This window comes from Enterobacter sp. Cy-643, from assembly GCF_011752815.1.
Classification (GTDB): Bacteria; Pseudomonadota; Gammaproteobacteria; order Enterobacterales; family Enterobacteriaceae; genus Cedecea.
Genome location: NZ_VWWV01000002.1, coordinates 31,607 through 53,486 on the forward strand (window position 1 = coordinate 31,607; position 21,880 = coordinate 53,486).

Below are 21,880 nucleotides of genomic sequence, written 5' to 3' on the forward strand. Positions count from 1 at the left end.
CCGTGGCCGGTTGCTGTAGCCCTGGTTCTATTTTTGTGACAATGATTTAGCGGCTTTTTTGTCGGGAAGCAAAGTAAATTTATCGCCCTCAATACCGGTCGGTAAAATCTGCGGAGTGAACTGCAATTTTGAATGTAAGCTGCTGAAATTGAGTGTTTAAAATGACTTGTACCGTCTGGCGTGATTATCGCCGGGCGGTATTATCTGAGTCGAGCGAAGGGGAAAGAGTGGAGTGACATGATTAAACGAGAAAACCGCCGATCCTGTTCACAGCGTACCTCGCTATTGTGAACAGGACCGGCGGTCTTAATTTAGTCGCTCAGGCTTACTGAGCAGCTGGCATTTTACCTTCATGCGCAGGACGTTCTGTCAGACGCTTCTCAAAATTCGCATTAAACTGTTTTTTCTGATCCGGGGTCAGAATGTTGTAGATTTTGTTCTGGGTTTGCAGATGCGCCAGCATGCGTGCTTTGTTCTGCTCGGCCATTTTATCGATCTGTGCCTGTGCTTTGGCCTGGTCGAAGCTGTCGCTGGCAATCACGTCGTGCATGGCGCGGCGTTCGTCAACGGATGGGCGCTGCATCTTGCCGCGCTGTTCTTTCATAATGTCTTTAATTTGCTGTTTCTGCGCATCGGTCAGGTTCAGGTCTTTAAACATCATGTCGTGCATCGGGCCGCGCATCATTTTATGGTGCATCATCGGGGCATCGGTTTGTGGCGCCGCAGCCGGGGTTACGTCTGCAGCATGCGCCAGGTTAGCGGCCCCCAGAGCCAGGGTAGAAGCAACGAACAGTGCAGTTAATTTACGCATATTTTTAACCTTCTCTTTTCATTAAATTGACGACTCGTTTAGAACGACGATGTCGTGTTGACGAGAATGAGTTTACGAGTCTTATCGTCAAGGAGACGGTGGCATCCGTAAATCATTGAAAGGGTATAAAACAAGAATGCATCAATTATGAAGAAAATAAGAATTAAGAGGGGGAATAGTGCAACTAAATATAACAACACGCTGATTATAAAGACAATATGAAGAGTGTACAGTAATCAAAACAACGAATAAACCCTGTAGCCAGGAATTATCCGTAAATAAATTAACAACACGAAATGATTAAGCAGCTCAATTATTCAGAGCTGCTTGAAGTTTAAATTTCCTCCAGCATCAGACCCGCTCTCAGCCCCAGCGCTACATCCGGATTGGGGAATAAAACGTACTCTTTTTCGCCGGCGACGACATAACGCTTCTCACCATCTTCAGCCAGCAGCGTGCCCCTCGAAAACGCGGTAAAGTTCTGCGTTTGGCTGGACATGTGCAGCACAAATTTCTCCGACTGCCGGGTGATTTGCTGAGCGACGCGGTAACGCAGCGGGACCCCCTCCATGACCGGCGGCTCTGCCCCGCTTAACAACGCAGAGATGGCCTCTTTGGTTACCGTAAATTGACCAGGATCGTTCTGCCCGAACGGCCTGGCTTTTCCCAGCTCCAGCGTGCAGCTCAGCGCCCCGAAATGCTCGCTGCTGAAATGGCTAAAGGTTCCGCCCGGCTTTTGATGGAACACCAGCGCCTGCAGCCCGGCGCAGCCCAGCCAGGTTAAAAAACTCTCGCTATATGGCAGTGGCCTCGCAGGCAGCACACCAAACCGGGGATGCAAAGAGCCACGAATGGCGGTATGCATATCCAGATGCCAGCGGGTTTGTTCCTCACTTCGCGACCAGAATTGCTCGAGGGCATGTTCAAGCCTGGCTGCCCGCTGGGTTTCTACGCTTTCAGGAAACTGCTGCCAGCGCCCGCCAAACATACGGTTCATGTCGCTATGGGTATAACGCTTATCCGCGCGCAGCGCCACTGGGTTACCCAGAATAATCATCGTGCGCCACTGCAGCGGAAGCTGCCCCGCGATCAAGCGGTTGGTCAACTGGCCAAGGATCTCCACCGGGGCGGTTTCGTTGCCGTGGATCCCGGCCGAGATTGTCAGCGCTTTCCCCGTCGCCTCATGCGGCGTCAACGTTAGAATACCTTCATCCCACCAGCGCCAGCTGAGATGAGCATTCTCCCCGGAGGTTTGTTCAGGCGCCCTGCCGGCCAGCGTCTGCGCCAGAAAATCAATCATTCTTTCTCCCCTATTGCTGGAACGGGTACACCGAGCCTAAATCCAGAATGCGCGTCAGTTCATCCAGCGCTTCACGCCCCTCGCGCAACAGCTGCGGATCGGCTAAATCAGCCTGCGTTAAACGGTCGCGGTACCAGCGATCGACCCAGCCATTGAGCGTCATAAACAGCGTGTCGTTCATCATCACCGCCGGATTAACGGCTTTAAGCTCCTCGTCCGTGAGTACCACTCTCAAACGTAAACACGCCGGACCACCACCGTTGGCCATACTTTCCCGCAGATCGAACACCTGCAGCTCGCGGACAGGATTATCCGCCTCCAGCAACTGGTTAAGGTAGCGCCAGACGCCTGGATGCTGGCGTGACTCTTCCGGCAGCACGAGCGTCATGCCGCCGTCGGCGCGGCTCAACAGCTGGCTGTTGAACAGATAGGTCGACACCGCATCGGCCACCGAAACCAAAGCATCCGGGACTTCCACGGCCGTAAAGCCCGGGACTTTTTCGCGCAGACGCTGATAAAGCCCCGGCTGATCCACAAAGGCATGCTGGTGGCAGAACAGCACCTCGCGGTTAGAGACCGCGATAACATCGTTGTGAAAAACCCCCTGATCGATCACCGCCGGGTTTTGCTGAGCGAAGATAACTTGCTCAGAACGTATCTGGTTCAAACGCGCCACGGCCTGGCTGGCCTCCAGCGTCTGACGCGCGGGATACCTGGCCGGAGCCTGCCCGCTTTTCGAATCTTCACGGCCATAAACAAACAGCTGCACGCCCGGCTCGCCATACTCACCGCCTAAACGGTTATGGTTAGCAGCTCCTTCGTCACCAAACAGCGCCACCTGCGGCAGCGCGCCATGTACGGTGAAATGCCCGCTATCCCGAAACATCGCCCGCAGCACGCTTTCCGTCGTCGGTACTTCGCTGGCGCGGTGGAATTTATTGTTCAGATTGGCGACGGTGAGATGCACTTTACCGTCCAGCGTATCGGCGGAGGGCGACACCGTCGCGGCATTCGCCACCCACATAGAAGAGGCCGAACTGGCGGCGGACAGCAGCTGCGGCGCCTGGCGAGCCGCACGCTCAACAACCTGCTCGTCGCTACCGGTAAAACCGATCTGGCGCAGAACGCCGATATTCGGGCGCTCCTGCGGGGCAATGACGCCCTGCGGATAACCCGCGTCCGCCAGCGCTTTCATTTTCAGCAGCCCCTGCTTCGCCGCCAGCTTCGGGTTGGACACGCGAAACTGGTGCTTCGTCGAGGCTTCATTGCCAAACGACAGCCCGGCATAATGATGGGTCAGCCCCACCAGGCCGTCGAAATTGGCTTCACGCGCGCTCTTCATGGCTGCTCCTCGCGGCTAAAATCAAGCCCTGGACTCAGCGCTGACGGTAACGCGAAGCTCGTACTTTCCAGCGAGGCCATCGGCCAGGCGCAGTAATCCGCCGCGTACCAGGCACTGGCGCGATGGTTACCCGACGCGCCCACGCCGCCGAATGGCGCAGTGCTGGCGGCTCCGGTCAGCGGTTTATTCCAGTTCACGATCCCGGCTCTGGCTTCCAGCAAAAGCTGATCAAACTGTTCCCGAGACGGTGAAATTAGCCCGCTCGCCAGGCCATAGCGCGTGTCGTTCGCCATCCGGATGGCATCGTCAAAGCTGTCATAGCGGTAAATCGCCAGTAGCGGGCCAAACACTTCTTCATCCGGTACGTTAGCCACACCGCTAAGCTCAACGATGCCGGGCGTCAGTAAAGAAGTGCCCGGACGAATCATTTTTGGCTCAAGCAGCGGTTTACCGCCGCGGGCCACGTGGGCCTGGAACGCGGTCAGCACCCGTTCAGCCGCCTGCACCGAAATAAGCCCGCCAATAAACGGCTGCGGCATAGCATCCCACTCACCCGGCTGCAAACGAGCTGAGACTTCAACCAGCCGACGAATAAACGCATCCCCCTGCCCGCCCTGTTTCACCAGCAGACGGCGGGCGCAGGTGCAACGCTGCCCGGCGGTGATAAACGCCGACTGGATTGCCACGTGAACGGCGCCGTCGATATCCTGCGGATCTTCGACGATCAGCGGGTTGTTCCCGCCCATTTCCAGGGCAAGAATCTTCTCCGGCTGCCCGGCAAACTGGCGGTGAAGGTGGTAGCCGGTGCCCGCGCTGCCGGTAAACAGGAGCCCATCAAGCTCTGACTGATTAGACAGCGCCTCGCCGGTTTCGCGCCCGCCCTGCACCAGGTTCAGCACGCCAGCTGGAATACCGGACTCCTCCCATAACTTCATCACCTGCTCACCGATGCGCGGCGTTAGCTCGCTTGGCTTAAAAACAAGAGTGTTGCCGGCCAGCAGTCCCGGCACGATATGGCCGTTGGGCAAATGGCCAGGGAAATTGTAAGGGCCAAAGACCGCCAGCACGCCGTGAGGGCGATGGCGTAAAGTGGCCGCCCCGTCAGGCATCGCGGTGTGCGTTTCGCCCGTTCTGGTGTGGTAAGACTTGATGGAAATGGCAATCTTATTGACCATCGCGGTCACTTCGGTGGCCGCTTCCCAGCGAGGTTTGCCGGTTTCCTGAGCAATCGTTTCAGCGAGTGCTGCTTTATTTGTCTCCAGCAGACCGGCAAAACGCTCCACAATTTCCTGCCGTTCAGCAAACGGGCGTTTCGCCCAGCCGGGAAACGCCGCGCGAGCCGCCCGGCACGCTTCCTCTACCTGCACTTTATCGGCCACCAGCCCTTCCCACAGCAGCGAGCCGCTCACCGGGTTATGTTTTAACAGCGCTTCGCCGCGGCCCGGCACCCATTGTCCGTTAATCCAGTTAGTCATACTTTTTTCTCCTCGGGGCACAGGCGCACCACGCGTACGGTATCGCCGCTGGCGCACTTCAGCGCATCGGCGGTTGCGGCATCAATAACCAGTTTCTCGCCTTTAGGGTCGGCTTTGATCAGCATCACGCGGAACTGGTGGTAATTTTCGTTGGCGACCAGGCAAACGGGCAGTTCGTCGGTCGCGGGCTGGCCAACTGCGACGGTTTGCAGGCGGCTCTTACGGATCGCCCGCACGCGGTCGATATCACACTCAAGCGTAGGGCCACCGTCGAAGATGTCGACATAGTTACGATAGCGGAATCCTTCGGCTTCAAGCACGGTGCGCGCTGGCGCCGTTTGCGGATGCACCTGACCGATAACTGCCTGCGCCTCTTTAGAGAGAAAGTCGGTGTAAATCGGGTGTTTTGGCATCAGCTCAGCGATAAAAGCTTTCTGCCCGGTGCCGCATAAATAATCGGCGCGCGCGAATTCCATGGAGAAGAAGCGGTTTCCGAGGCTTTCCCAGAACGGCGAATGCCCGTGCTCGTCGATAACCCCGCGCATCTCGGCAACCACTTTGTCGTTAAACCGATCGCGAAAGGCGGCCATAAACAGAAAACGCGATTTGGATAACAGATACCCGTTGCCCTCTTTACGCCAGGCCGGGTCAAGGAACAGCGTGCAAAGCTCGCTTGCCCCGGTGTGATCGTGGGTGAGAAAAAGCGTCGGCAGCGCGTTATAGATATTCAACTCTTTGGAGGCGTGAACCAGCGTTCCGACCCGATAGTTGTACCAGGGATCGTTCAGGCCCACGGCCACCTCAATGGCGCAAATCCCCACCATCTGGCCAGTGCTGGTATCTTCCAGCACAAAAACATAGCCCTGATCGCCCTTTGGCAGCCCGCCCTGCCAGGTCTGCAGCGAGCGTTCGATGCGGTCGGCCAGCGTTTTTTCGTCGGCGGGGAGCGAGGTCAGCCCGCCGCCGGTTTTCCCGGCAAGCTTAAGCAACCCCGGCAGATCGCCTCGTTCAATCGGGCGGATAACCATCATGATGAAACTCCCGCAAGGAAGCGTTCGCAGGCGCGCTCGAAACGATCCAGCCCCAGCTGAACTTCTGCTTCGCTGACGATGAGCGCAGGGGCAAAACGCAGCACGTTAGCCCCGGCAATCAGCATCATCAGGCCTTCCTGCGCGGCAGCCTGCAGAATAAGTTTCGCTTTACCGGCATGTTCAGGGCGCAGGGCGCAGCCGATCAGCAGCCCTAGCCCACGCACTTCGCTGAACAGCTGATGCTTCTGGTTAATGTGGTTCAGGCGCTCAACAAACCAGTCATGGCGCTGTTTCACGCCGTTGAGCACCTCAGGCGTATTGATGATTTCCAGTACGCGACCGGCCACCGCAGAGGCCAGAGGGTTTCCACCGTAGGTGGTGCCGTGAGTGCCCACCACCATCACTTTGGCAAAGCGATCGGTGGTCAGCAGCGCGCCAATCGGGAAGCCGCCGCCCAGCGCTTTGGCCGTCGAGAGCACGTCCGGCGTCACGCCATAATGCATATAGGCATACAGCGAGCCGGTGCGGCCCACGCCGGTTTGTACTTCGTCAAAAATCAGTACCGCGTTGTGTTTGTCGCAAAGTTCGCGCAGCCCCTGAAGGAACTCTGGCGTCGCTGGCACAACCCCGCCTTCACCCTGCATAGGTTCGACGATCACCGCACAGGTTTCGTCGTTAATCAGCTCACGGGCAGACTGCAGATCGTTAAATACCGCGTGGTTAATCTGGGGCGGCAGCGGCGCAAAGTCCTGAGAATAAGCGGGCTGACCTCCGGCCGTGACGGTAAACAGCGTGCGGCCATGGAACGCATTCCTGAACGCTACGATGCCGCTTTTCTGCGCACCAAAATTATCATGGGCATATTTACGCGCCAGCTTCAGCGCCGCTTCGTTGGCCTCGGCTCCTGAGTTACAGAAGAACACTTTTTCCGCAAAGGTGGCGTCGATAAGCTGCTTCGCCAGCTTCAACACCGGCTCGTTGGTGTAGCCATTGCCGGTATGCCAGAATTTTGCCGCCTGCTCCTCCAGCGCTTTGCGCATTTCAGGATGAGCATGTCCCAGGGCGTTAACCGCGATGCCACCGGCAAAGTCGATGTAGTCTTTTCCCTGTTGATCCCACAGGGTGGAACCCTCGCCGCGGACCGGAATAAAAGGCGCAGGGGCATAAACCGGCATCATCCATTCGTCGAAATGTTGGCGTGTAATTGACTGCGACATAGTGACCCCTCACGGTAAATAAAAAGTTTATTAAATGTTAAATAATTGAGTGTTTGCGCTGTAAATGTAGATTGCAGACATCGTGCCAGCCAGCGGAAAAAATGCATAAACCTGAGGGGGAAACGAAAAATCAATGAGTTAAAAACACTCACTATTCACATAAAATGAATAAAAAGTGCATAGTTTTAACGTGCCGCCTGATTCGCGACACGAAAACAAGAAATATTATGCAGTGGTAAAATATAATGCTGGAATTGTGATCGCCTTCGGGATTTGCCTGTCGTTTTCGCCCCCTTTTTGCGCATTGAGATCAATTTTGGTGCAAATGTTGCTTTATTTCTGCCCGCCAGCCGCGCCGATGGCAGCGATTAGCTTCAGCGCAGCAACCTGCGCCGTTTTCTGCTACCATCCTGCAACAATTAACCTGACAACCTGGCAGCGACTATGAAATTTGTCTCTTTTAATATCAACGGCCTGCGCGCCCGTCCTCATCAGCTTGAAGCCATCGTAGAACAGCATCAGCCGGACGTTATTGGTCTGCAGGAAACCAAAGTGCACGACGATATGTTCCCGCTGGAAGACGTGGAGAAACTCGGCTATCACGTGTTTTATCACGGCCAAAAAGGCCATTACGGCGTGGCGCTGCTGACCAAAGAGAAGCCGATTGCGGTGCGAAAAGGTTTCCCGACCGACGACGAAGACGCCCAGCGCCGCATTATCATGGCGGAAATCCCGTCTGAATTTGGCAACCTGACGGTGATCAACGGCTACTTCCCGCAGGGCGAAAGCCGCGATCATGAAACCAAATTCCCGGCCAAGACTAAGTTTTACCAGGATCTGCAGGACTTCCTGCAAGGTGAACTGCGCCCGGAAAATCCGGTGCTGATCATGGGGGATATGAATATCAGCCCAACGGATCTCGACATCGGGATCGGTGAAGATAGCCGCAAGCGCTGGTTGCGCACCGGGAAATGCTCGTTCCTGCCGGAAGAGCGTGAATGGATGGCTCGCCTGCTCGGCTGGGGCCTGGTGGATACTTACCGCCACGCTAACCCGGAAGCACAGGACAAATTCTCGTGGTTTGACTACCGTTCAAAAGGCTTCGACGATAACCGTGGCCTGCGTATAGACCTGCTGTTGGCAAGCCAGGGGCTGGCGCCGCACTGCGTGGCAACCGGGATCGACTACGATATTCGCGGCATGGAAAAACCGTCCGACCACGCCCCTGTTTGGGCGCAGTTTAAGCGGTAAGGGAAATACTGAAGGTAGACACATCTTCAGACAAGGACAGCGAGATGCCGGTTTTCCCCCTGACGAGGCGCGAACAGAATGCGTAAAATCCTGTTTTTGCTGCTGGCCACGCTGGTCATCTCGCTGTTAATCCTGCTGCCGCCGGGCACCCTTAGCCTGGCGACGCTGCAGAAATATCACGCCCGGCTTACTCTCTGGCACGCCGAGCGCCCGGCGCTGGTGATGAGCGCCTTCTTCCTCGGCTATTTCCTGATTTCCGCCCTTTCCATCCCCGGCACGCGCATTATGACCCTGATGGGCGGCGCGCTGTTTGGGCTGATTGAGGGCACGGTGCTGGTTGCCACGGCGGCAGCCAGCGGCGCAACCGTGGCGATGTTGCTAAGCCGTTACTTCTTGCATGACTGGGTTCAGCGGCGCTTTTCCACCACGATGGCGAAGATCAACGCAGGCATTAAGCACAATATTACGCACTGCCTGTTTGCCCTGCGCCTGGTGCCGGTTCTGCCCTTTTCCATCATCAATCTGCTGATGGGGCTGACGCCGATTTCCGTCGTTCGCTTCGCGATAGTCACGCTGCTTGGCCTGCTGCCGTCTATCGTGTTGTACATCAGCACCGGCCGCCAGCTTAGCCAGGTAGAAAGTCTGCGGGATATTATTTCCCCCACCATGCTGCTGTTGTTTGCGCTGATTGGCCTGCTGCCGCTGATGTCCCACTGGCTGATAAAAAGAACCCGCTTAAAAAAATAAACGCCTCCGATCACCGAAGGCGTTTTGCCGCTAGCCTTGCGAAAGTAAGGTCACGTCAACATTACCGGAAATCGCCCGCGAGTAAGGGCAAGTGGCGTGGGCGGTTGCCAGCAGAGTTTCCCGCTGGGCTTCATTAAGCCCAGGCAGCCTGACGTGAAGCGTCACCGCCAGCGCAAAGTGGCTGTCATTATCAACTTTCCCCAGCGAGACGCTGGCGTCCACGGCGGTCTCCTCCGGAATACGGATAGCCAGTTTTTTCCCTGCCAGCCCAATCGCCCCCATAAAACAGGCCGAATAGCCGACGGCAAAAAGCTGTTCCGGATTCGTCCCCGGCTTGCCGGATCCTGGCGCGCTGAGCTGCACGTCCAGGCTGCCGTCGTCCGAACGCCCGTGCCCGCTGCGGGCGCCAACGGTAGTGGTGTGGGCGGTATAAAGCACTTTCTCGAGTTTGCTGGACATCGTGATTCCTCAATCGTGGGTAAGAAGAGCCGCCATTAAACCGCCGGCATGTATCTGCCATATGTTCTCCGTGGGGCCGAAATGTATACGTCTGTATCCGCTTCATGACCTGGCTCAAGCTGGCTGCCACTCTCTCTCCGCTATACTCCACGCCTTTACGGCAGCGGCACGGTATGAAGATGGACAAACCAAAGAGAAGAGGTAAATGTGCGTAAGGGGATCTTTGCGCTACTGGTTATCATGGCGGGGTTGTTTTTGTATCTGCTTCCGCCGGGCACGATAAGCCTGTCGGCACTTCAGCATTCTCAGGCTGAATTTGCGCACTGGCATGCGCAACACCCGGTCCTGGCGATTATGGCTTTTTTTGGCTGCTACTTTCTTACCGCCGCCTTTTCCATTCCAGGCGCCACCCTGCTCACGCTGCTGGGTGGCGCTATCTTTGGTCTGGTGCAGGGCACCGTGCTGGTTGCCCTGGCGGCCACCGCAGGCGCAACCGCCGCCATGCTAATCAGCCGTTATCTGCTGCGGGACTGGGTACAGCGCCGCTTCTCACGCATGATGGAAAAAGTGAATCTGGGCATACAGCGCGATGGCGGCCATTACCTCTTTGCCCTGCGGCTCGCGCCGGTCTTCCCTTTTGTACTGGTGAATTTATTAATGGGTCTGACGCCAATGGGCGTCGTTCGTTATGCCGCAATTAGCCTGCTCGGCATGCTACCCGCTATCGTGGTCTACATTAACACCGGCAGGCAGTTGAGCCAGCTGCAAAGCCTGGGCGATATCCTCTCCCCTGGCGTGATGCTGATGTTTGCCCTGTTAGGGCTTTTGCCGCTGGCCGCACGCTGGCTGGCCAGACGAACCGCCCCATAAACACGCTGAGGACTTTCTCTTGCAACGCTTAATACCTGGCATACGGCCGCTGATGTTTGCCCTGACGATGATCGGCTTTAGCGCCGTCGCCCAACCTCAGTCCTGGCAGAATATTCGCCAGCAGGCCAACGGCCAGACAGTTTATTTCAACGCCTGGGGCGGCGATCCGGCCGTTAACGACTATCTGGACTGGGCCAGCCGTGAGGTAAAAACGCATTACGGCGTGACGCTTAAAGTGGTGAAGCTGGCGGACGCGGCCGATGCGGTGAGGCGCATTCAAAGCGAAGCGGCAGCGGGCAGACAAACCAACGGGTCGGTAGATCTGCTTTGGGTCAACGGCGAAAATTTTAGGGTGCTCAAGCAGGCAGGGTTGCTCAGCGAAAACTGGGCCGAAAATCTGCCAAACTGGCGATATGTTGACGTGAAAAAGCCTGTGCGGGAAGATTTCTCGGTGCCGGTTGACGGGGCAGAAGCGCCCTGGGGAAGCGCCCAGCTGATGTTCATCGGCGATAAGAAGCGCACGCCGACCTTCCCGCAAAATGCAGAACAGCTGTTGGCCTTCGCCAAAGCCCATCCCGGCAAGCTCAGCTACCCTCGCCCGCCGGATTTCACCGGTACGGCGTTCCTTGAACAGCTTTTGATTGTCTTGACCGAAAAACCGGCCGCGTTGAAAACGGCCCCGGATCCTGCAACCTTCGAGCAAGTCACCGCCCCGCTCTGGCATTATCTTGACCAGCTTCATCCGTTCCTTTGGCACAAAGGTAAAACGTTCCCGCCAACGCCTGCGCGCATGGATCGTATGCTGGCCGATGGCGAGCTGCTGCTGTCTGTAACCTTCAATCCGGCGCACGTTGACAATCTGATCGCCCGCCGCCAGCTCCAGCCGTCGGCCGAGTCCTTTGGCTTCAGCGCGGGCATGCTGGGCAACGTGCATTTCGTCGCTATCCCGGCGAACAGCAGCGCCAAAGCCGGATCGCAGATCGTGGCTAATTTTCTGATGTCGCCGGAAGCGCAAATCCGCAAAGCCGATCCGGCAGTCTGGGGGGACGCGAGCGTGCTGAGCAGCAACGCGCTGCCGCCACAGCAAAAAGCGCAGCTTGAGGATCTGGTGCCCAAAAGCCAGCGTCCGGTTCCTTTTCTGGCGGAACCTCACGCCGCCTGGGTCAGCGCGCTGGAACAAGCCTGGCTTAAACGTTACGGATCGCGATGAGCCGTCGCTTTACCGTTGCCGGAGTACTGGCTGTGGCGCTGGTTTTTGTGCCGGTGCTGCCGGGGCTTGCCCTGTTAGCGCCGCCGTTACTCCAGGGCAACACCTGGCTTGCTCTCTGGCAGGACCCGCAGTGGCCGGAAGCGTTAATTGCCACGCTGGTTTCAACCAGTCTCAGCGTGAGCGGTGCGCTGCTGCTGACGTTAATCGTTCTCTGCGGCCTGTATCCCGGTGAACGCTGGCAGCGCTATCTTCAGCGCCTGCCGCTGCTGCTTGCCCTGCCGCACGTCGCCCTCGCCAGCGGCTTTTTCTTTCTGTTTTCCGACAGCGGCTGGCTGGCGCGCCTTCTCAATCTTTCCCCGCCACCGGATAACTACGGCATTACCCTCGGCCTTATGCTGGCGCTAAAAGAAGCCTGGTTCTTACTGTGGTTCTCAGCCTCGCAGCTTCAAAACCAGCGGCTGAGCCAGCAGATAACGCTCGCCAGAACGCTCGGCTACGGCGAGCTACAATCACGTCTTTTTGTACTTGTGCCGCAGCTCCTGCCGCGCCTGGGCTGGGCTTTAGTGGCGGTGGCGGCATACAGCCTTTCAGTGGTGGACGCCGCGCTTATTCTTGGCCCCGCCAACCCGCCTACTTTTGCCGTGCTGGCCTGGCAATGGTTAACGGACAGTGATATTTCTCGGCAAAATATGGGTCTGGCGGCGTCCTGCGTACTGCTGCTTTTTCTCGGCGGTTTTATGGTTTTCGGGCGGTTAGCGTGGGGAGTGTTTAACCTGCGGATCGGGCGTTTTTCAGGCAATCGATATGCCCTGAATCCTACCTTCGCGGGCACCGTGGCCAGCACTTCACTTTCTCTGTTAGGCTTTATGGCTCTCGCCATGCTTGTGACCTGGTCCTTCGCTGAAGGCTGGTTCTATCCGGCGCGATGGCCTGAAAGTTTAACGCTTAGCGGCTGGCAGCTGGTTGGCCTGGCACCTGTCTGGACAAGTTTTGTCGCCGGGCTTGTTAGCGCTTTGCTCGCGTCGGTCGTGACAATATTGTGGCTCAAAGGCTGCTCGCGCCGGTACGATCGCTGGCTGTATTTGCCGCTGCTGCTGCCCGCGCTGCCGCTGGCCGCCGGGCAGTATCAACTCCTGCTCAGGCTGCACATGGAAGGAAGCTGGGCCGCGATTATCTGGAGCCATTTGCTGTGGGTCGTACCTTATACGCTGCTGATCCTGTCCCCGGCCTGGCACCGGATCGACACGCGTCTGGCGCTGACGGCGCAAACTTTCGGCTGGTCGCCGGGAAAAATTCTCTGCCTCATCCAGATCCCGCTGCTTGTCCGGCCTTTACTGGCGGCGCTGGCCGTTGGTTTTTCGGTCAGCATCGCGCAATATTTACCTACGCTTTATGCCGGGGCGGGCCGGTTTAGCACCGTCACAACGGAAGCCGTGGCGCTCAGCAGCGGCGGCGATCCACAGCAGTTTGCCATTCAGGCATTGCTGCAAATGCTGCTGCCGATGGCCCTATTTATCGCCACAGTCCTGGCCAGCCAGCTGGCCGGCATCCACCGAAAAGGATTGCGCTAATGCTCAGCGTGCAAAATTGCTCCCTCTTCCGCAGCGGCGAACCGCTGCTGGCGGATATCAGCTTTAACGTTGTGCCGGGGGAAATTGTTACGTTGATGGGACCCTCCGGCGTGGGTAAATCAACGTTCCTGAACTGGATGATCGGTGATTTAGCCCCAGAATTTAGCGCCCAGGGCACGCTGCGGCTTAACCAGCGCAGCCTGACTTCTCTGCCCGTCGAACAGCGCCGAATCGGCATTTTATTCCAGGATGCGCTGCTATTTCCTCACCTCAACGTTGGGCAAAATCTGTTGATGGCGATTCCCGCCTCCGTCGTTGGGCGCTCGCGGCGGCAGCGTGTTGTCTCGGAGGCACTGGAAAGCGCCGGGCTGGCAAACTATGCCCGCCGGGATCCGGCTACGCTCTCCGGCGGAGAACGAGCCCGCGTCAGCGTCCTGCGCGCCCTGCTGGCTGAACCTGAGGCCTTATTACTCGACGAACCCTTTTCCCGACTCGATCTGCCGCTGCGCCAGGGCTTTCGGGAATTTGTCTGGCAAAAAGCAAAACGGCTCAGGCTGCCGGTCGTTCTGGTCACTCACGATGAGCAGGATGTGCCGGCCCACGGCCAGATTATCCGGCTTTAGCCCAGCGAACATGAGGTATCGCAAAGAAGCTCGTGCCAGCCGGGACTAAACTTGCGGCTCTTTTGCTATCCTTCAGGTTATTAGATGAAACGTGTTTCTCAGCTAACCACCGCCCTGCTGCTTGCCGGGCTGTCCCATGCCACCTTTGCCGCCGCGATGCTCACTGAAATGAACCTCTCCAGCGTAAAAGCCGAAAACGGTATCGTGATTGATACTCGCCCAAGCGCGTTTTACAACGGCTGGCCGCAGACCTTAAACGGCAGCGGCGGCCATGAACCCGCCGCATTGAATCTCTCGGCCTCCTGGCTGGCGCTAATGAGCGATGAGCAGCTTTCAACGTGGGCGAAGCAGCATCAGTTGACCAAAACCGGATTGATGGCGCTGTATGGTAGCGACGCTCAGGCCGTGAAAACTCGCTTAGAAAAGCTGGGGTTTACGCAGATTGCAATGCTGACCGACGCCCTGCAAGATCCTTCCCGCCTGCAAAAGCTGGCGCATTTTGAGCAGCTGGTGTACCCGCAATGGATCCATGATTTACAGAATAAAAAACCGATCACCGCAGCGCCTGCCGGGGAGTGGAAAGTGATTGAAGCGGGCTGGGGGGCGCCGAAAAAATATCTGCTCAGCCATATTCCCGGCGCGGGCTACATCAACACCGAAGAGGTGGAGAGCGAGCCGCTGTGGAACAAAGTGTCCGACGACAAGCTGAAAACCATGCTGGCGAAGCACGGCATCCGGCACAATACGACCGTCATTTTGTATGGGCGTGATGTCTACGCGGCGGCGCGCGTGGCGGCGATCATGCTGTACGCCGGCGTGCAAGACGTCCGACTCCTGGACGGAGGCTGGGCCACGTGGAGCGCAGCTGACCTGCCCGTTGAACGCGGCCTGCCCAACAAAACGACGCCGGAGCCCGACTTCGGTGCCTCCATTCCCGGTCAGCCTCAGCTGATGCTGGATACGGAGCAGGCCCGGGCGCTGCTGCACCGCAAAGATGCTTCTCTGGTCAGCATTCGTTCCTGGCCGGAATTTATCGGCACCACCAGCGGATACAGCTACATCAAGCCCAAAGGCGAGATTGCAGGCGCCCGCTGGGGCCACGCGGGCTCTGACTCCACGCATATGGAAGACTTCCATAACCCGGACGGTACCATGCGTGCAGGGGACGACATCGCCGCAATGTGGAAAAACTGGAATATCTTGCCGGATCAGCACGTTGCTTTTTACTGCGGAACCGGATGGCGCGCTTCCGAAACGCTGATGTACGCGCGGGCAATGGGCTGGAAGAATGTCGGTTTGTATGACGGCGGCTGGTACGAATGGAGCGCTGACCCTAAAAATCCTGTTGTGAGCGGCGAGCGTAAACCGAACTGATGCTGACTTGAGGACTTCCCCCCCTCACCCTAACCCTCTCCTCCACGGGGAGAGGGGATAAATAGCACCTGTATTCTCTCCCAGAGCGGAAGTGTTTTCTTCCTCGCCCCCTGGGGAAAGGGGGTTAATCTGCGGAGTCATCAAGCCGTTTTAACGTCTTATACCCGCCCCAGATGCGGTTGAACGTTGTGAGCCAGCACAGCGAACCGAAGATCCACGCCAGCCAGGCAAACCAGCCTGGGAACAGGCAGCCAAGCACAAACAGCAGCAGAGTTTCGGTACCTTCCGTCAGTCCCCCCAGATAATAAAACGATTTATGGGCGTAGCCTGGATTCGCGATATCGTGCTTCTGCGCCAGGGCAGCAAACGCCAGAAAGCTGCTACCGGTGCCGATGAACGAGAACAGCAGCCACCCGCCGGCGAGGGCATTTTGCGCCGGGTCCGCGAGAATAAAGCCAAACGGCACAAGGGCATAAAAAAGAAAATCCAGCGTAATATCGAGGAAGCCACCGGCATCGGTTAGCCCTCTGCGTCTCGCCAGCGCGCCGTCCAGGCCATCAAACAGCCGGTTAAAGACAATGGCAACCAGTGCCGGGACATACCATTGCAGTGCCAGAAAAGGCAAAGTGAGCACGCCAATCGCGAATCCTGCCAGCGTCAACCTGTCCGGCGTAATAGCGGGCTTATCGAGCACGGCCGCCAGCCGATTAAGCACGGGTTTAATACGCGGGTGAAGATAGCTGTCGAACATCTAGCGTTTTCCCTTCGTCGGACATAACCCCTGGGAGGGGATTTCCAGCGCGGCGTTAAAGCGAGCCGAAAGGTTCTGGAAGGCAATCAGCGCGGTAAGTTCGGTCCCCGCCTGGTCGGTGAAATGCTGTTTAAGTCTGTTTTTTAACTCGTCTGTTACCTGCGGCGGCGTGGCGGTCATTGCTTCAGCATAGGCCAATGCGACCCGCTCTTTCTCGCTAAACATCGGCTCATTTTGCCAGTTGGCCACCGCCAGCACTTTGTCCATTGACTGGCTTCGCTCTGCAAGACGCAGGCTATTGGCGTCGATACAAAACTCGCAGCTACACAGCTGCGATACCCGGGTCATCACCAGCGAACGCGTCACCGGATCGATTTTTGCCCTGCGCCTTTCCAGAAAGCCGACGAACAGCGCCACCAGCCAGAATAAATAGGGCAGTCGCCCCCACCAGCGGGTCGGATTCAGCACCGAGCCAAAATGTTTCTCCTGCATCGCCACAATCGGGCGCAGGCTTTTGGGCAGCGTTTTAACGGGCGCAATCCAGGGCTCGCTTTTCATTTCCATCATTCGGTTACTCTTTTGCTGGCATGTCAGGGCGGGTATTATGCCACGCCAGCCCCACAGAGAATGGACACCCATGTTAAAAAACCTTGATGTTGTCGCGGCTATTATCGAACGCGAAGGCAAAATCCTGCTCGCCCGGCGCCCTGAAAGTGGCGACCAGCCGGGTCTGTGGGAATTTCCAGGTGGGAAAGTAGAAAGGGGGGAAACACAGCCCGAAGCGCTGGCGCGGGAGCTACTGGAAGAGTTGGAGATCGTCGCACAAATTAGCGGCTATGTGGCCAGCCATCAGCGCGAAGTGAGCGGGAGAATGATTCATCTGCACGCCTGGCATGTTGAGACCTTTTGCGGCGAACCCATCGCACACTGCCACAGCGAACTTGCCTGGTGTGCACCGCCGGAAGCGCTTGATTATGCCCTCGCTCCGGCGGATATCCCGCTGCTGCAAGCGTTTATGGCTTCACGCGGCGCCAGACAAGCGGATTAGTCCCTAAGACTTTGTCATCGCGCTGACACTGCAGCAAAATGCCTTCCGTTTTCACCACCGCCCCTTCGGAATAGTTTTTATTTTCATAAATACAGCACTGGTTGCAGGGCGGCGTCTGCGGCTGATTGCTGTTGGTGAACACTTGCGGCGGGATCACCACGTCAACGTCAGGCTGACGGGGCTGAACCGCCATCGCTGGCAGACTCATCATTAGCCCCACGACGGCGGCGAGCAGGCTTTTTACTGGCATCATCACTTCCCTCTTTTTTGATCCAACGTTTTGCTTTTTTTCCGTCATCCTGGGCTTTGATGCCCTTAAATGCATGGCGCACCGGCGTGGTTCGCGCCTGATGAATCAGCTCATAAAGCGTTTGCACCAGCGGCTGCATAAAGTCCTGATAGCGGCACTGCTTTTCGCTGATTTGCGTCAGCGTTGATTCCCAGTGCGCGGTCATGTCCGGCCTGGCGGCCAGTTCCGGCAGCGAGTGGATCAGCGCGCGACCGGCTTCCGTAGAATGAATATAGCGCCCTTTCTTGACCAGGAAAGCGCGTTTGAATAACAGCTCGATGATCCCGGCTCTTGTCGCCTCGGTGCCTAATCCGTCCGTGGCGCGCAGGATTTTTTTCAGATCTTTATCCTGCACAAAGCGCGCAATCCCGGTCATCGCTGACAATAGTGTCGCATCGGTAAAGTGGCGCGGCGGCTGAGTTTGCCGTTCAACCACTTCGCCATGCTCGCACAGCAGTTCGTCCCCTTTCGCCACCACCGGCAGCGGCGTGCCGTCGTTCTCTTCGTCACGCTCTTTACTGCCCAGCAGCGCCCGCCAGCCCGCTTCGGCCAGGAAACGCGCTTTGGCGATGAATTTGCCTCCGGCGATATCCAGATCGATGGTGCATTTGCGGAAGACGGCGTCGGCACAGAACTGCATTAAGTATTGACGGGCGATCAGGCCATAAACTTTAGCCTCATTTTCACTTAATGAGATTGCAGAGCTGCGCGCGGTGGGAATAATCGCGTGGTGGGCATCCACTTTTTTATCGTCCCAGCAGCGGTTACGCAGATCGGCATCCACCGCAGGCTGCGGCAGTAAATCCGGCTGATGCACGCTGATGGCGTTCATCACCGCATGCCGCCCGGCGAAGTGCTCTTCGGGCAGATAGCGGCAATCGGAACGCGGGTAGGTGATCAATTTGTGGGTTTCGTATAGCTTCTGGCAAATATCCAGCACGTTCTGGGCGCTCAGCCCAAAGCGTTTCGCCGCTTCGATTTGCAGGCTCGAGAGCGAAAACGGCAGCGGCGCGGTTTCCGATTCCCGCTTATCGTTATAGGCGGTGACCAGCGCCGGATGGCCGTTGATACGCGCCACAACGTGTTCTGCCAGCTTGCGGTTCAGCAAGCGCCCTTCCTCATCCTGATGGGGTTCACAGGATTCGCTCGGCTGCCACACCGCCACAAAACGCTCGTCCGCTGGCGTCACGATGTGGGCTTTTACTTCGTAATAATCTTTGGCGACAAAGTTTTCGATCTCTTCATCGCGGCGCACGACCAGACCCAGCACCGGCGTCTGTACGCGGCCCACGGACAGCACGCCCTGGTAGCCCGCATTGCGCCCAAGAATGGTATAGGCGCGAGTCATGTTAATCCCGTAGAGCCAGTCGGCACGGGCGCGGGCCAGCGCCGAAACGCAAAGCGGAATAAACTCGCTGTTGGCGCGCAGGCGGGAAATCGCTCGCTCCACGGCCTGCGGGTTAAGGTCGTTGATCAGGCAGCGCTGTACCTGCTGGCGCTTTTCAGGTGCCAGCTGGAGATAGTCCAAAACTTCATCCACCAGCAACTGCCCTTCGCGATCGGGGTCACCGGCGTGAACCACTTCGGTTGCCTGAGTCAGCAGCTTTTTAATCGCGTTGAGCTGTTTAGTCACGGAGGGACGAGGCTGGAGCTGCCATTTTTCCGGCACGATGGGCAAGTCAGCGAGGTTCCAGCGGGCATATCGCCCGTCGTAGGCGTCCGGCTGCGCCTGCTCCAGCAGGTGGCCAATGCACCAGGTCACCACCTGGCCGTTGCCGCATTCGATAAACCCATCGCCGCGACGATGAGGCTTGGGCAGCACGTCGGCAATGGCTCGCGCAAGGCTTGGTTTTTCCGCAATAAACAGCCGCATGAATTAACGGATCTCGATCATTGGGCGGCCAGCGCGCGCCTCTTTCAGTTCCCCGATAGCGCTGAGCTTAATGCCGTTCCGCTCTGCAGCCGCGAAAACTTCGGCTTCCGCATCAGCGCGAACGGCCAGCAGCAGGCCGCCGGAAGTTTGTGGGTCGCACAGCAGGTTACGCCATGCTTCAGGCATCTCACCAATGAGTTGGCCGTAGCTGGCGAAGTTGCGGGAAGTTCCGCCGGGCACGCAGCCCTGCTCGATGTAGCTTTCCACGCCCGGGAGTTTTGGCACACATTCGTACCACACTTCTGCCTGAACGCCTGCGCCCTCACACATTTCGCTCAGGTGGCCCATCAGGCCAAAACCGGTTACGTCGGTCATCGCGGTCACGCCCGCAATATCGGCAAATTCTGCACCGACGTTATTCAACTGACACATGGTTTCTGCCGCCAGGCCTTTGTGCTCTGGCAGCAGCAGGGATTTTTTCTCGGCGGTGGTCAATACGCCAATGCCCAGCGGTTTAGTCAGATACAGCTTACAGCCGGCTTCAGCAGAGCTGTTTTTCTTCACTCGCTCGGTAGGCACGACGCCGGTCACCGCGAGGCCAAAAATGGGCTCAGGGGCGTCAATCGAGTGGCCGCCGGCCAGCGAAATCCCCGCCTGCTGGCAGACAAAACGCCCGCCTTCGATCACTTCACGGGCAATTTCGGGCGCCAGCGTATTAATCGGCCAGCCAAGAATGGCGATCGCCATAATCGGTTTCCCGCCCATCGCATAGATGTCGCTGATGGCGTTGGTCGCCGCGATACGGCCAAAGTCGAAGGGATCGTCCACGATAGGCATGAAGAAGTCGGTGGTGCTAATGATACCGGTGCCGTTGCCCAGGTCGTAAACCGCCGCGTCGTCGCGAGTTTCGTTCCCCACCAGCAGATTAGGATCGACAAACTTCGCCTGCTCGCTGTGCAGGATGGTTTCCAGCACCTTCGGGGAAATTTTGCAGCCGCATCCTGCGCCGTGGCTGTACTGGGTCAAACGAACGGTTTGCTTCATGGACTTTTCCTTTCTTTGCCAAATTCTGTACCCAATATGGTAGCGCTCAAACGCCCTGGTGGTAAGTCTGGCAGTCCTAAATCGCGTGCCGTTGCTCACTAAGCAGGCAAAGCGGAAGTTTTTTGAAGCCAGGCCGCATTTTGCCGATGCGCTCTTTTACTCAAATATGACAGTAATGTTACAACCATTGAGACAACTATCTGGACAACCCACGCATGTAAGGAATAACAATGAAAAAACGCGTAATTGCTTTCTGTATTGCCAGCCTGTTTTCCTCTGCGGCTTTTGCCCTTGCACCTCCGGGAAATGATGCCACCACCAAGCCCGACCTCTATTACCTGACCAACGCCCAGGCCATTGACAGCCTGGCGCTGCTGCCACCGCCGCCGGAAATCGGCAGCATTGCGTTCCTGAACGATCAGGCGATGTATGAGAAAGGCCGCCTGCTGCGCGCCACCGAACGCGGCAAGCTGGCCGAAGAAGATGCCAACCTGAGCGGTGGCGGCGTGGCTAACGCTTTCTCCGGCGCGTTTGGCTCGCCAATTACCGAAAAAGATGCGCCGGAACTGCACAAGCTGCTGACCAACATGATTGAGGATGCCGGTGACCTCGCCACGCGCGGCGCAAAAGAAAAGTACATGCGCATCCGCCCGTTTGCCTTCTACGGCGTGCCGACCTGTAATACCAAAGAGCAGGATAAGCTGTCGAAAAATGGCTCTTATCCTTCCGGGCATACCTCAATTGGCTGGGCCACGGCGCTGGTGCTGGCTGAAATTAACCCGCAGCGCCAGAACGAGATCCTGAAACGCGGATTTGAGCTGGGGCAAAGCCGGGTGATTTGCGGTTACCACTGGCAGAGTGATATTGATGCCGCTCGCGTCGTGGGATCTGCCGTAGTGGCCACGCTGCATACCAACGCCGCCTTCCAGCAGCAGCTGCAGAAAGCGAAAGACGAGTTTGCGAAACAGCAGAAGAAGTAAGGCGTGAAATCCCTGCCGGGTAGATGCCCGGCAGGATAACGCGCAATCAGAAGTGAGACACGAACGCTGACGTGTCCGGGGTGCTGATGGTCGTCGACGCTTTCAATTGCGGCGTGCCGAGGTAGAGGAAGCCCACGACTTTGTCCTGCTCGCGGCCGCCCAGTCCTTCGCGAACCATGTCATTCTCAGTCCACGCGCCGCTGCGCCAGATGCCGTTAAAGCCCTGGGCCACTGCCGCCATTTGCATCGCCATCACCGCACAGCCTGCGGAAACCACCTGCTCCCACACCGGTACTTTATGGTTAGTCTCGCAATGCGCGACCACCGCAATAATTTGCGGGGCGCGGAACGGCGATGTACGCGCCTTTTCAACGCTTTTTTCATCCATGCCCGCCGCAAGGGCTGCTTTCTCTAAAAGCTGAGCAAAGCGCTCGCGCCCTTCCCCTTCAATAACAATGAAGCGCCACGGCTGGAGCGTACCGTGGTCCGGCGCGCGCATCCCGGCACGCAGAATATTTTCCAGCACTTCACCCGCCGGAGCCGGCTCGGCCAGGCGGGAGGCGCTACGGCGGTTAATCAAAAGTTCAAGTGCATCCATTTAAAGCCCCTTACTG

General features: G+C 57.5%; 22 protein-coding genes. 9 read left to right on the top strand and 13 right to left on the bottom strand.

The genetic code is table 11. The annotated features are described in order from the left end of the window. Nucleotides 1–325: 325 nt before the first annotated feature. The 6 genes from spy to F3J29_RS08445 all read right to left on the bottom strand — a co-directional run bounded on the left by spy (nt 326) and on the right by F3J29_RS08445 (nt 7,176). The gene (gene spy / locus F3J29_RS08420; RefSeq protein ID WP_166865135.1) at nt 326–811 is read right to left on the bottom strand and encodes an ATP-independent periplasmic protein-refolding chaperone Spy; all 486 of its coding nucleotides are present in this window, start codon (nt 809–811) and stop codon (nt 326–328) included. A 334-nt stretch (nt 812–1,145) separates the two neighbouring features. Further along, on the bottom strand, nt 1,146–2,111 hold the full coding sequence (gene astE / locus F3J29_RS08425; protein WP_166865138.1) for a succinylglutamate desuccinylase: 966 nt from the start codon (nt 2,109–2,111) through the stop codon (nt 1,146–1,148). Nucleotides 2,112–2,121: 10 nt separating this feature from the next. After that, the gene (gene astB, locus F3J29_RS08430) at nt 2,122–3,453 is read right to left on the bottom strand and encodes an N-succinylarginine dihydrolase (protein ID WP_166865140.1); all 1,332 of its coding nucleotides are present in this window, start codon (nt 3,451–3,453) and stop codon (nt 2,122–2,124) included. Further along, nucleotides 3,450–4,928 carry a succinylglutamate-semialdehyde dehydrogenase gene (gene astD, locus F3J29_RS08435; RefSeq protein ID WP_166865143.1) on the bottom strand — a complete coding sequence of 493 codons (1,479 nt, stop codon included), beginning with the start codon at nt 4,926–4,928 and terminating at the stop codon, nt 3,450–3,452. Before astD ends, astB begins: the two co-directional genes overlap by 4 nt. After that, nucleotides 4,925–5,959, bottom strand: a complete 1,035-nt coding sequence (gene astA / locus F3J29_RS08440; protein ID WP_166865146.1) for an arginine N-succinyltransferase — start codon at nt 5,957–5,959, stop codon at nt 4,925–4,927. Before astA ends, astD begins: the two co-directional genes overlap by 4 nt. Then, a complete protein-coding gene (locus tag F3J29_RS08445; protein ID WP_166865149.1) occupies nt 5,956–7,176 on the bottom strand; it encodes an aspartate aminotransferase family protein in 1,221 nt (406 codons plus the stop codon). The genes astA and F3J29_RS08445 overlap by 4 nt, the downstream gene beginning before the upstream one ends. A 444-nt stretch (nt 7,177–7,620) precedes the next feature. Between F3J29_RS08445 and xthA the strand changes: the two genes are divergently transcribed. Continuing rightward, a complete protein-coding gene (xthA, locus tag F3J29_RS08450; RefSeq protein WP_039292300.1) occupies nt 7,621–8,427 on the top strand; it encodes an exodeoxyribonuclease III in 807 nt (268 codons plus the stop codon). 78 nt (nt 8,428–8,505) lie between these two features. Further along, the gene (locus F3J29_RS08455) at nt 8,506–9,174 is read left to right on the top strand and encodes a TVP38/TMEM64 family protein (protein WP_166865151.1); all 669 of its coding nucleotides are present in this window, start codon (nt 8,506–8,508) and stop codon (nt 9,172–9,174) included. A 30-nt stretch (nt 9,175–9,204) separates the two neighbouring features. Here F3J29_RS08455 and F3J29_RS08460 read toward each other — a convergent pair whose 3' ends face one another. Further along, nucleotides 9,205–9,633: an organic hydroperoxide resistance protein gene (locus F3J29_RS08460; RefSeq protein WP_166865154.1), complete on the bottom strand. Its 429-nt coding sequence runs from the start codon at nt 9,631–9,633 to the stop codon at nt 9,205–9,207. Between the two features lie 207 nt (nt 9,634–9,840). Here F3J29_RS08460 and F3J29_RS08465 point away from each other — a divergent pair, with 207 nt between their 5' ends. The 5 genes from F3J29_RS08465 to F3J29_RS08485 all read left to right on the top strand — a co-directional run bounded on the left by F3J29_RS08465 (nt 9,841) and on the right by F3J29_RS08485 (nt 15,281). Then, complete coding sequence (locus tag F3J29_RS08465) at nt 9,841–10,503, top strand: TVP38/TMEM64 family protein (RefSeq protein ID WP_353620546.1); 663 nt, start codon at nt 9,841–9,843, stop codon at nt 10,501–10,503. 52 nt (nt 10,504–10,555) lie between these two features. Beyond that, entirely contained in the window at nt 10,556–11,713 is a 1,158-nt protein-coding gene (locus tag F3J29_RS08470) for an ABC transporter substrate-binding protein (protein ID WP_166866623.1), read from the top strand. Further along, the gene (locus F3J29_RS08475) at nt 11,710–13,284 is read left to right on the top strand and encodes an ABC transporter permease (RefSeq protein ID WP_166865157.1); all 1,575 of its coding nucleotides are present in this window, start codon (nt 11,710–11,712) and stop codon (nt 13,282–13,284) included. Before F3J29_RS08470 ends, F3J29_RS08475 begins: the two co-directional genes overlap by 4 nt. After that, nucleotides 13,284–13,907 (top strand): ATP-binding cassette domain-containing protein, encoded by a 624-nt coding sequence (locus tag F3J29_RS08480; protein ID WP_166865159.1) that lies wholly within the window; start codon nt 13,284–13,286, stop codon nt 13,905–13,907. The genes F3J29_RS08475 and F3J29_RS08480 overlap by 1 nt, the downstream gene beginning before the upstream one ends. Before the next feature lie 84 nt (nt 13,908–13,991). After that, entirely contained in the window at nt 13,992–15,281 is a 1,290-nt protein-coding gene (locus F3J29_RS08485; RefSeq protein WP_166865163.1) for a sulfurtransferase, read from the top strand. Nucleotides 15,282–15,405: 124 nt separating this feature from the next. On the opposite strand, the gene F3J29_RS08490 is transcribed toward F3J29_RS08485, so the two are convergent. Beyond that, the gene (locus F3J29_RS08490; protein ID WP_166865165.1) at nt 15,406–16,032 is read right to left on the bottom strand and encodes a CDP-alcohol phosphatidyltransferase family protein; all 627 of its coding nucleotides are present in this window, start codon (nt 16,030–16,032) and stop codon (nt 15,406–15,408) included. Continuing rightward, on the bottom strand, nt 16,033–16,590 hold the full coding sequence (locus F3J29_RS08495) for a carboxymuconolactone decarboxylase family protein (RefSeq protein ID WP_166866625.1): 558 nt from the start codon (nt 16,588–16,590) through the stop codon (nt 16,033–16,035). A gap of 79 nt (nt 16,591–16,669) precedes the next feature. Between F3J29_RS08495 and F3J29_RS08500 the strand changes: the two genes are divergently transcribed. Beyond that, complete coding sequence (locus F3J29_RS08500) at nt 16,670–17,080, top strand: pyrimidine (deoxy)nucleoside triphosphate diphosphatase (protein WP_166865168.1); 411 nt, start codon at nt 16,670–16,672, stop codon at nt 17,078–17,080. Here the strand turns inward: F3J29_RS08500 and F3J29_RS08505 are convergent. From F3J29_RS08505 to selD, 3 genes are read right to left on the bottom strand one after another with little or no spacing between them, the layout of a single operon-like run. After that, nucleotides 17,046–17,330 carry a YnjH family protein gene (locus tag F3J29_RS08505; RefSeq protein WP_502706560.1) on the bottom strand — a complete coding sequence of 95 codons (285 nt, stop codon included), beginning with the start codon at nt 17,328–17,330 and terminating at the stop codon, nt 17,046–17,048. The two genes, F3J29_RS08500 and F3J29_RS08505, sit on opposite strands and share 35 nt — an antisense overlap. Continuing rightward, nucleotides 17,248–19,242: a DNA topoisomerase III gene (locus F3J29_RS08510; protein WP_166865171.1), complete on the bottom strand. Its 1,995-nt coding sequence runs from the start codon at nt 19,240–19,242 to the stop codon at nt 17,248–17,250. The genes F3J29_RS08505 and F3J29_RS08510 overlap by 83 nt, the downstream gene beginning before the upstream one ends. A 3-nt stretch (nt 19,243–19,245) precedes the next feature. After that, nucleotides 19,246–20,286, bottom strand: coding sequence for a selenide, water dikinase SelD (selD, locus tag F3J29_RS08515; protein ID WP_166865174.1), 1,041 nt, complete (start codon nt 20,284–20,286; stop codon nt 19,246–19,248). A 230-nt stretch (nt 20,287–20,516) separates the two neighbouring features. Here selD and phoC point away from each other — a divergent pair, with 230 nt between their 5' ends. Continuing rightward, entirely contained in the window at nt 20,517–21,266 is a 750-nt protein-coding gene (gene phoC / locus F3J29_RS08520) for an acid phosphatase PhoC (RefSeq protein WP_166865177.1), read from the top strand. Nucleotides 21,267–21,312: 46 nt separating this feature from the next. On the opposite strand, the gene F3J29_RS08525 is transcribed toward phoC, so the two are convergent. Further along, nucleotides 21,313–21,864: an NAD(P)H nitroreductase gene (locus F3J29_RS08525; protein ID WP_166865180.1), complete on the bottom strand. Its 552-nt coding sequence runs from the start codon at nt 21,862–21,864 to the stop codon at nt 21,313–21,315. Nucleotides 21,865–21,880 lie beyond the last annotated feature (16 nt).

What these genes read in the sequence shown, in the direction of transcription:
- astB (WP_166865140.1), bottom strand. Translation starts at nt 3,453, where the DNA reads ATGAAGAGCGCGCGTGAAGCCAATTTCGACGGCCTGGTGGGGCTGACC.
- F3J29_RS08525 (WP_166865180.1), bottom strand. Translation starts at nt 21,864, where the DNA reads ATGGATGCACTTGAACTTTTGATTAACCGCCGTAGCGCCTCCCGCCTG.
- F3J29_RS08460 (WP_166865154.1), bottom strand. Translation starts at nt 9,633, where the DNA reads ATGTCCAGCAAACTCGAGAAAGTGCTTTATACCGCCCACACCACTACC.
- xthA (WP_039292300.1), top strand. Translation starts at nt 7,621, where the DNA reads ATGAAATTTGTCTCTTTTAATATCAACGGCCTGCGCGCCCGTCCTCAT.
- F3J29_RS08495 (WP_166866625.1), bottom strand. Translation starts at nt 16,590, where the DNA reads ATGAAAAGCGAGCCCTGGATTGCGCCCGTTAAAACGCTGCCCAAAAGC.
- F3J29_RS08505 (WP_502706560.1), bottom strand. Translation starts at nt 17,330, where the DNA reads ATGCCAGTAAAAAGCCTGCTCGCCGCCGTCGTGGGGCTAATGATGAGT.
- phoC (WP_166865177.1), top strand. Translation starts at nt 20,517, where the DNA reads ATGAAAAAACGCGTAATTGCTTTCTGTATTGCCAGCCTGTTTTCCTCT.
- F3J29_RS08455 (WP_166865151.1), top strand. Translation starts at nt 8,506, where the DNA reads ATGCGTAAAATCCTGTTTTTGCTGCTGGCCACGCTGGTCATCTCGCTG.
- F3J29_RS08475 (WP_166865157.1), top strand. Translation starts at nt 11,710, where the DNA reads ATGAGCCGTCGCTTTACCGTTGCCGGAGTACTGGCTGTGGCGCTGGTT.
- F3J29_RS08470 (WP_166866623.1), top strand. Translation starts at nt 10,556, where the DNA reads ATGTTTGCCCTGACGATGATCGGCTTTAGCGCCGTCGCCCAACCTCAG.
- selD (WP_166865174.1), bottom strand. Translation starts at nt 20,286, where the DNA reads ATGAAGCAAACCGTTCGTTTGACCCAGTACAGCCACGGCGCAGGATGC.
- astE (WP_166865138.1), bottom strand. Translation starts at nt 2,111, where the DNA reads ATGATTGATTTTCTGGCGCAGACGCTGGCCGGCAGGGCGCCTGAACAA.
- F3J29_RS08500 (WP_166865168.1), top strand. Translation starts at nt 16,670, where the DNA reads ATGTTAAAAAACCTTGATGTTGTCGCGGCTATTATCGAACGCGAAGGC.
- F3J29_RS08485 (WP_166865163.1), top strand. Translation starts at nt 13,992, where the DNA reads ATGAAACGTGTTTCTCAGCTAACCACCGCCCTGCTGCTTGCCGGGCTG.
- F3J29_RS08510 (WP_166865171.1), bottom strand. Translation starts at nt 19,242, where the DNA reads ATGCGGCTGTTTATTGCGGAAAAACCAAGCCTTGCGCGAGCCATTGCC.
- F3J29_RS08490 (WP_166865165.1), bottom strand. Translation starts at nt 16,032, where the DNA reads ATGTTCGACAGCTATCTTCACCCGCGTATTAAACCCGTGCTTAATCGG.
- astD (WP_166865143.1), bottom strand. Translation starts at nt 4,928, where the DNA reads ATGACTAACTGGATTAACGGACAATGGGTGCCGGGCCGCGGCGAAGCG.
- spy (WP_166865135.1), bottom strand. Translation starts at nt 811, where the DNA reads ATGCGTAAATTAACTGCACTGTTCGTTGCTTCTACCCTGGCTCTGGGG.
- astA (WP_166865146.1), bottom strand. Translation starts at nt 5,959, where the DNA reads ATGATGGTTATCCGCCCGATTGAACGAGGCGATCTGCCGGGGTTGCTT.
- F3J29_RS08480 (WP_166865159.1), top strand. Translation starts at nt 13,284, where the DNA reads ATGCTCAGCGTGCAAAATTGCTCCCTCTTCCGCAGCGGCGAACCGCTG.
- F3J29_RS08445 (WP_166865149.1), bottom strand. Translation starts at nt 7,176, where the DNA reads ATGTCGCAGTCAATTACACGCCAACATTTCGACGAATGGATGATGCCG.